8 protein-coding genes are annotated in these 8,258 nt (G+C 55.6%); 5 read left to right on the top strand and 3 right to left on the bottom strand.

What is annotated here, in order from left to right:
• Positions 1-1,583: AMP-dependent synthetase/ligase (locus ACKVOS_RS13070; protein ID WP_409212428.1), on the bottom strand; the 1,583-nt coding region annotated here is incomplete at its 3' end.
• 274 nt (positions 1,584-1,857) lie between these two features.
• On the opposite strand from ACKVOS_RS13070, the gene ACKVOS_RS13065 reads away from it, so the two are divergent.
• Entirely contained in the window at positions 1,858-3,171 is a 1,314-nt protein-coding gene (locus ACKVOS_RS13065; protein ID WP_409212427.1) for a cystathionine gamma-synthase family protein, read from the top strand.
• Positions 3,172-3,299: 128 nt separating this feature from the next.
• Here ACKVOS_RS13065 and ACKVOS_RS13060 read toward each other — a convergent pair whose 3' ends face one another.
• Positions 3,300-3,989, bottom strand: a complete 690-nt coding sequence (locus ACKVOS_RS13060) for an HAD family hydrolase (protein ID WP_409212426.1) — start codon at positions 3,987-3,989, stop codon at positions 3,300-3,302.
• A 75-nt stretch (positions 3,990-4,064) separates the two neighbouring features.
• Between ACKVOS_RS13060 and ACKVOS_RS13055 the strand changes: the two genes are divergently transcribed.
• From ACKVOS_RS13055 to ACKVOS_RS13040, 4 genes are read left to right on the top strand one after another with little or no spacing between them, the layout of a single operon-like run.
• Positions 4,065-5,177 (top strand): MlaE family lipid ABC transporter permease subunit, encoded by a 1,113-nt coding sequence (locus tag ACKVOS_RS13055; protein WP_409212425.1) that lies wholly within the window; start codon positions 4,065-4,067, stop codon positions 5,175-5,177.
• Positions 5,178-5,180: 3 nt separating this feature from the next.
• Positions 5,181-5,969 (top strand): ABC transporter ATP-binding protein, encoded by a 789-nt coding sequence (locus tag ACKVOS_RS13050; RefSeq protein ID WP_409212424.1) that lies wholly within the window; start codon positions 5,181-5,183, stop codon positions 5,967-5,969.
• Between the two features lie 42 nt (positions 5,970-6,011).
• Positions 6,012-6,992 (top strand): MlaD family protein, encoded by a 981-nt coding sequence (locus tag ACKVOS_RS13045; protein WP_409212423.1) that lies wholly within the window; start codon positions 6,012-6,014, stop codon positions 6,990-6,992.
• A gap of 1 nt (position 6,993) precedes the next feature.
• Positions 6,994-7,590: an ABC-type transport auxiliary lipoprotein family protein gene (locus ACKVOS_RS13040; RefSeq protein ID WP_409212422.1), complete on the top strand. Its 597-nt coding sequence runs from the start codon at positions 6,994-6,996 to the stop codon at positions 7,588-7,590.
• 260 nt (positions 7,591-7,850) lie between these two features.
• Here ACKVOS_RS13040 and ACKVOS_RS13035 read toward each other — a convergent pair whose 3' ends face one another.
• The gene (locus ACKVOS_RS13035; RefSeq protein ID WP_409212421.1) at positions 7,851-8,069 is read right to left on the bottom strand and encodes a hypothetical protein; all 219 of its coding nucleotides are present in this window, start codon (positions 8,067-8,069) and stop codon (positions 7,851-7,853) included.
• Between the last annotated feature and the right edge of the window lie 189 nt (positions 8,070-8,258).

Raw genomic sequence — 8,258 nt, 5'->3', positions numbered from 1 at the left:
CGCACGGCGGCACGATATTGCGGATTGTCGTTCAAATCGGCAAAATCGCATTTGATATCCTGTGCATGGCACCATTCCAGTGTCCATTCCGGGTCAGGCACAATGAGGCCGACAATATAGGGGCGCTTGTCACCTGACACCATTGCCTGAAGTATTTCAGGCTGCAAAGTCAGCATCCCTTCTACCTTTTGCGGGGCGATGTTATCGCCCTTGTCATTGACGATCAGGTCTTTCTTGCGGTCGGTAATCGCAATCCGGCCCTTGGCATCAATATGTCCAATGTCGCCGGTATGTAGCCAGCCATCGATGATGACCCGATCCGTTTCGGTCTTGTTGCGCCAATAACCACGCATGACCAATGGCCCACGCACCAATATCTCGCCATCTTCGGCAATTTTGACTTCGGTGTTTTTGAGTGGAGGTCCGACGGTATCCATTTTCAAACCGACACTCGGCCGGTTGCAACTTATCACGGGTCCGGCCTCGGTCTGGCCATAGCCTTGCAGCAAGGTGATGCCCAGCGACTGGAAGAACACGCCGATATCGGGGTTCAGCGGCGCGCCGCCCGAAACCATTGCCTTCATCCGTCCGCCAAAGCGCGCCTTGATTTTGGGCTTGATTGTCCGCGAAAGCAAGACACGCATCGGTGCATCGCGCAGCCGTTTCCTGCCATTATAATCCCGTTCACCGATAGAAAGCGCCTTGTCGAGAAGGTAGTTTGGAAACTTGCCTTGCTTTTCGACGGCCTTGATCATCCGCTGACGCAGCACCTCGAAAAGCCGGGGGACAACAACCATGATCGTCGGCCGCGTTTCTTCAATATTGGAGGCAAGCTTTTCCAGACCTTCCGCATAATATATCTGCGCGCCAACCCCTATCGGCAGAAACTGCCCACCGGAATGTTCATATGCATGACTTAGCGGAAGGAATGAAAGGAACACTTCTTCTTCATCTAGCCCGAAATCTTCGCGCAATACTGTCGCTGCGCCGTCGGCGTTATGCAGAATCGATCCATGCTGTTGCATCACACCACGCGGTGCACCGCCTGTTCCGCTGGTGTATATAATACAGGCCAAATCGTCACGCGTAACCGAGGCCATCGCGGCTTCGGTTGTACGGACATCTGCATCTGTTCCCTTGATCATGTCTGCCCAATTGTGGATCGACAACTGGCCTTGCTGAGTCGCTTGCAAAGGCTCCATGGCAATGATGAATTCCGCCTCGGATGATCGAATCGCAGCTGGCATCAGGGTTTTCGCGAGTTTGGCCGTTGAAACGACGACCGCCCGTGATGCACTATTGTCCAGTATATGTTGATGATCGCGTTCGGTATTGGTGATGTAAGTCGGAACTGTGATGCATCCCGCAGCCATGATGCCCAGATCGGCGATGCACCATTCCGGCCGGTTTTCCGACACCAACATGACACGATCGCCCTTTTGCAAACCCATTTGCCGTAAAGATTTGGCAAAAGCCGCCACGTGCTGTGCCGTTTGCGCCCAGCTTATTGATTCCCAGCCACCGTCTTTCTTGCTCCACAGGAAAGGTGCGTCGCCGCGGTAACGCGCGCGCGCCAGAAACATTGACACCAGATTGGGGAAGCTGTCAAAATCGTCAAATTGCTCAGCAGGCACAACTCTCTCCTTGGACTAACGGGGCGGTCTCTTTTGGAATTCTACCCTCTTATTGTTGCTAGCGCGCCCCGCGGTGCGGCGCAATCAGGCTTTTGCCTAACCCGGCCTGCAACAGGATGGCTCGATCTGTTTCGACTTGTCTGAAACACGCCATGTAATTTAGTTTCAATTGTAACAAATAATGATATTGCCCGGCATATAGGAGATTCCCGTGACCGACAACATTTCACCCCCCATCGCCGCCCCGGCTTCGCGCCGCAAGCCCAAGGCAGATATCGAAACCATAGGCGGACGCAAGCTAAAGCCTGCCACTTTGATGATGGGACACGGATATGATCCCACCTTATCGGAAGGATCATTAAAACCTCCGATTTTCCTGACCTCGACCTTCGCTTTCGAAAGCGCGGCGGCGGGCAAGAAATTCTTCGAACATATTACCGGCAAGCGTGAAGGTCCGGCCGATGGCTTGGTCTATTCGCGATTCAACGGCCCCAATCAGGAAATCCTGGAGGACCGCCTCGCGGTCTGGGACGAAGCGGATGACAGCCTTGTGTTCTCCAGTGGCATGTCCGCCATTGCGACGATGTTGCTGGCGCTTGTCGGGCAAAATGACGTGATCGTGCATTCGGGTCCGCTCTATGCGGCGACCGAGACGCTGATCGCGCGCATCCTGTCGCGCTTTGGCGTGTCCTTCCTCGACTTTCCGGCGGGTGCGACGCGCGAAGAGATTGACAGCATGATGGATCAGGCCAAGGCGCTGGCCGCCGAAAAGGGCGGCAAGGTGGCGCTGGTCTATCTGGAAAGCCCGGCAAATCCAACCAATGCGCTGGTCGATGTCGAAGCTGTCCGTGCGTCACGCGACGCGGCGTTCCCGGGCGAGCAGAAACCCGCCATTGCCATCGACAATACTTTTTTGGGTCCCTTGTGGCAGCAACCCATCAAGCAAGGCGCCGAATTGGTGGTCTATAGCCTGACCAAATATGCGGGCGGGCATTCGGATCTTGTTGCAGGTGGTGTTTCAGGCAGCCAGTCCCTCATAAACATCATCCGGCCGATGCGAAATGTTATCGGAACCATTTGCGATCCAAACACCGCCTGGATGCTGTTGCGAAGTCTGGAAACGCTCGAATTACGGATGATGCGGGCGGGCGAGAATGCGGCGAAGGTCTGTGCCTTTTTGAAGGCGCACCCAAAGGTCGAAGGACTTGGCTATCTCGGCATGATCGAAGATGCACGGCAGCAGGATATCTACAACCGCCACTGCACCGGCGCAGGGTCGACTTTCTCTCTTTTCATCCGGGGCGGCGAAGCGGAAAGCTTCCGCTTTCTCGATTCCCTGAAAATCGCAAAACTTGCCGTCAGCCTGGGCGGCACCGAAACGCTCGCCAGCCATCCTGCGGCGATGACCCATCTGTCCGTACCGCAGGAACGCAAGGACGCGCTGGGCATTACCGACAATCTGGTACGAATTTCGATTGGTATCGAGGACCCCGATGACCTGATCGCCGATTTCGATCAGGCACTGGCGTTGGTTTAAAAAAGGGTGGCTTTCGCCGGAGGCCCTAATTCTCAGAACCGTCACCCTGAACTTGTTTCAGGGTGACGTGGAGTGATGGGGAGTAATGGGAGAATGCCGGGTGGCGGACTAAGCCGACGCCCCCCACCCTAACGCCAGTCCAATATCGTCCATCTGTTGGCCCTGGCCATCCGGGTTAGCGGGCCGTGCGGGTTGGTGGCGAAGGGCTCGTCGGCGAAACTAAGCAATGGCGCGTCGGAGATATGGTCCGAATAGGCACGAATGTGGCAATCCTCGCGCCGGATACCGTGTGCCTGCATCCACGCCTTCACCCGATCAAGCTTCGCCGTGTCATAGCAGTTGTGCCCGTCAATCCGCGCCAGCACATGCCCGCTGCTGTTGGTGGCAAGATTGGTCGCGATAACATCGTCGAAGCCGAGCCGGTGGGCTATTGCCTCCACATACAGGCGATAGGACGCGGTCGCCATGATGTGGCGGTATCCGGCCGCCTTTTCTGCTGCGACCCGCTCCTGCAATTGCGGATAGACATTTTTGCCCACCACCAGATCGGCGTGGCTTTCCAGATACTGGGCGAAGTGCTCTAAAGGAACGCTGTGACCGATGAGCAGCGTTTGGGAAAACTGCTTGAGTCGCGCGCGATCCCATAGTTTGGCCGCATACAGCGCCAGACCGAGAGGAAGCAGCGGTGCAAGGCACAGCCGCCACGGTGATTTATGGAGCGCCATATGCAACAAGAAGCCATTATAGGTCGCGCGTCGCGTGATTGTTTTGTCCATATCATAAATGGCAAGCAAGGTTTTGGCGGGAGTCGTCATCATGTCGCTACAGGCACAATCCGCACATGAATGTCTACAGGCTTGTGATAAATCGGATTATGCGCCAGTGAAGGGCGCATGGCTGACGCTGCCAACTTTATTCAGGAAACCCTCGCCGATGGCAGCCAAGTCGTGCACTTTTCCGGCGGCCTGTCGATAGCGTGTATTGGCGATTTGGACGGACGGTTGCACGCCCTTTCCAGTTCAGTGACTCATATAGATCTGGGCGATGTCACCCATATCGACACCGTTGGCGCATGGCTCGTGTACCGGACCGCGAAACAAAGCGGGGCGCAAATTATCAACGCGCATATGGATGCGGCCCGCCTGATCGAGGCGGTCAGCGGGGTTGACCAATCGGCCCCGGTTGCCCCGGCCCGCACATCATCACTCGCCCATTTTCTGGGCGAAATCGGGGAAGCAGTGGTTATCGCCTTTGCGACCCTTTTGCATTTTCTCGGCTTTGTGGGGCAGGTTGTCAAAGCGTCCGTGATCCTGATCCTCAATCCCGGCCGCTTTCGCTGGCACTCTGTTGTTCAACATTTCGATATGGTTGGCGTTCGCGCCCTTGGCATTATCGGATTGATGAGCTTTCTGATCGGCATCGTTATCGCGCAACAGGGCGCGGTGCAGCTGCGGCAATTCGGGGCCGAAGTGTTTACAATCAACCTGATCGGTCGCCTGACCTTCCGCGAATTGGGCATATTGATGACCGCAATCATGGTCGCCGGCCGATCCGGCTCTGCCTTTGCCGCGCAGATCGGGACGATGAAAATCACCGAAGAAATTGACGCGATGCGAACCATCGGCGTCGTTCCGGCCGAAGCGCTTGTGGTGCCGCGCGTTATCGCGGCGGTTATCATGATGCCATTGCTGGGCATTTATGCGTCGCTGATGGCGATTATCGGCGGTGGCTTATTGTGCTGGATCATCCTCGAAATCCCGCCTGCCACGTTCATCATCCGGCTGCGCGAAGTCACTCCCATGACGGATTTCTGGATTGGTATGATAAAAGCACCGGTTTTTGGTGCAATTATTGCGATGGCCGGCTGTTTTCAAGGAATGCAGGTGGAAGGCAACAGCGAACAAGTCGGCCTTAAAACGACCGCCGCCGTGGTGCAGGCCATTTTCCTCGTCATCGTGCTCGATGCGTTCTTCGCCGTGTTCTTCAGCGAAATCGGTTGGGACTAAGCGATGGCGGATGGCAACATCATTTCGGTGCAAGGGCTCTGTAACAGCTTTGGCGACCAGATCATTCATAAAGACCTCGACCTTGATGTCCGGCAGGGCGAAATCTTGGGCGTTGTCGGTGGGTCAGGCACCGGCAAGTCCGTGTTGATGCGTTCGATCATCGGGCTGCAGGAGCCGACAGCAGGCTACATCCACGTCTTCGGCGAAGCGATGATCGGCAAGGAAGAAGATGAAGCAACCGACGTCCGCCGTCGCTGGGGGGTGTTGTTTCAGGGCGGCGCGCTGTTTTCAACGCTGACGGTGGCCGAAAATGTGCAGGTTCCCCTGCGTGAATTCTACCCCGATTTCAGCGCCCAACTTTTGGAAGAAATTGCCCGCTACAAAATTCACTTGAGCGGCTTGCCGCCTGAAGCGGCCCATAAATATCCATCCGAGCTGTCCGGCGGGATGCGGAAACGGGCCGGGTTGGCACGCGCATTGGCGATGGACCCCGAATTGCTTTTCCTTGATGAACCAACCGCGGGTCTTGACCCGATTGGCGCGGCCAATTTTGATAATCTGACGAGAAACCTGAAAGAAACGCTTGGCCTGACTGTGTTTCTGATCACCCATGACCTCGATACACTTTACGCAATATGCGATCGCGTTGCGGTCCTTGCCGACCATAAAGTAATTGCCATTGGCGCGATTGAGGAATTGCTGGCGACGGACCACCCGTGGGTCAAGGAATATTTCAGCGGCCCGCGCGGGCGTGCCGCGCGAAGGGGACATGCAAAGCGGGTCGACAAATAGGTCGTGGACAATCGGTTGCCAGGGAGGCCATAAGACGGGGCGATGGAAACAAAATCCAATTATGTAATTGTCGGCGCGGTGACGTTGTTGCTGCTGGCCTTGCTTGCGGGCTTTACTGTGTGGCTTTCGCGCGCGGGCGAAGGCAGCAAGAAAGAATATGATATTTTTTTCCAGCAATCGGTCAATGGCCTTGCCAAAGGTTCGGGCGTATCTTTTTCTGGCGTTCCGGTAGGTGAAATCGACAGCATAGAATTATGGGAACCGGACCCTGAATTTGTCCGGGTGCGCATCACCATCAAGGATGAAGTTCCGATTTTGTTGGGAACGGTTGCGACTATCAATGGCGTCGGTTTTACCGGAGTTTCCGAAATTCAACTTGATGGTGCCGTAAAAGGCGCGCCTTCATTGGTTTGCCCCAAGGAAAACCCAAAGTCCGCCTGCCCCACCGGCGTTCCGGTTATTCCCACAAAGCCGGGCGCGTTAGGCGAATTGCTGAACAATGCGCCGCTGTTAGTGGAACGGCTGTCAACATTAACCGAACGGTTGACAAGCATCCTGTCCGATAAAAACCAGCAATCGATTGAGAAGATCCTCGACAATGTCGAAAGCCTATCGGGGTCGTTGGCCACCCAAGCGCCGGATTTGCGCGCGGCCGTGCAGGAATCGCGCCTAACCTTGCAAAAGGCAGGTTTGGCGGCCGATGAATTGGCCAAAACGGCTGGAACTGCAAATCTGTTGCTCGACAGTGAAGGCAGGCCGTTGATGGCGGAATTACGCAAGACATTGCGGTCAGCTAATGGCAGTCTTGCCGCATTGGAAACCACGCTCAACAACGCCAACCCCGCCATCGAAACGCTGAACACGCAAACCTTGCCGGAGGTCACGCAACTGGCCCGTGACCTGCGCGAATTGTCGGTGTCGCTGAAATCGGTGACCGAGCGGGTGGACCAGAATGGCCTTGGCGGTGTCGTCAGCGCGCCTGCGCTACCCGATTACAAGCCCGATGGCCGGAAACGGAATTGAGATGACCATGACCAAGATTTTGCGAAACGCCTTGTGTGTCGCCACCGCCGCAATGGCCCTGTCTGCCTGCGTCAGTTTCGGCGGCAAGGCCCCGCCTTCGATGCTGGTGCTGACGTCTGACAGCAGCGTTGCAGGCGGAACCAGCAAAAGCGGTGCCTCGGGTGAGGCGTTGATCGTCCTGCTTCCCGAAACCCCGCGCAAACTCGATTCGAACCGCGTGCCGGTGCAGGTTGACGACAGCAACATCGCCTATATCAAGGACGCCGTCTGGGCCGATAAACCCTCGCGTCTGATGCAGATGCTGCTGATGGAAAACATCGCGGCCAAGAGCAACCGGCTGGTGCTCAACGAAACCGATGCCGGTGGAAGGGCGCAGTTCTATCTGTCGGGAAGTTTGCTGGAGTTCGGGCTTGATGAAGCCTCTTCCGAAGCCGTGGTGGTCTATGACGCGGTCAAGATCAACCGTGGGCAAACAGTGGAAAAGAAACGCTTTGAATCGCGCAAACCGGTCACCGCCATCAACGCCCGCGAAGCCGGTCGCGCCCTCAACGCCGCCGCAAACGATGTGGCCGGTCAGATCAGCGCGTGGGTCGGGTAGAGATATTGGTTCGCACGAAGGGGTGAAGGCGCGAAGATAAGGGCTGTTTTCCTGTTTTCCAGAATTGCCGTGCGATTGACGGAAAGGTTGCGCCCTTTTTTCGTCAGAAGAAAGAAGCGAAAAAAGGGAAAAAGGATGTAGCTGAACAAATGGCCGCTTTTGGTGTGCCGAGCAGATGGCGGGAATGTCGCGAATGTTGTGGTTAGTTGCCGTCACTGCTCTGAAGTTTCGGCTGCGGAGCAATGTCAGCTACTGACCATTTACGAAAAGACCATGCGAAATCCAATGATTAGAAGGTCGATTACAAGTCCGACGACGGCGACAACGGCAGCGAACATAAGAAGAGCGGTGATTCCGAGCGCAGTGCCTTTTGCCAGCATACCCGCTTGATAGGCCCAATCTGCTGTGAAGATAGTTGCAACGAGAAAACCTATAACAATAGCTTCGATCATTATATATTTGGAGCTACGAGCCCTCACTGGTCACACTCCTGCAATACGACGTCGGTGGAGCCGAGTGTGGCAATTTTGAAGTATGTCCGCAATGTTGTCGTTTGCCGACAGTCCGATTTGGCGGCTGTGTTGTGGTTAGCGGAATGTCCGTTAAGATTTCGGACAAGCTTTAATGGCTTTCAAACCTCTAATCACGGATTGATCCATCTTTGTCGT

Origin of the sequence: Sphingorhabdus sp. (genome assembly GCF_046154385.1) — a bacterium.
GTDB lineage: Bacteria > Pseudomonadota > Alphaproteobacteria > Sphingomonadales > Sphingomonadaceae > Sphingorhabdus_B.
This window is presented reverse-complemented; position numbering and strand designations above follow the sequence as displayed.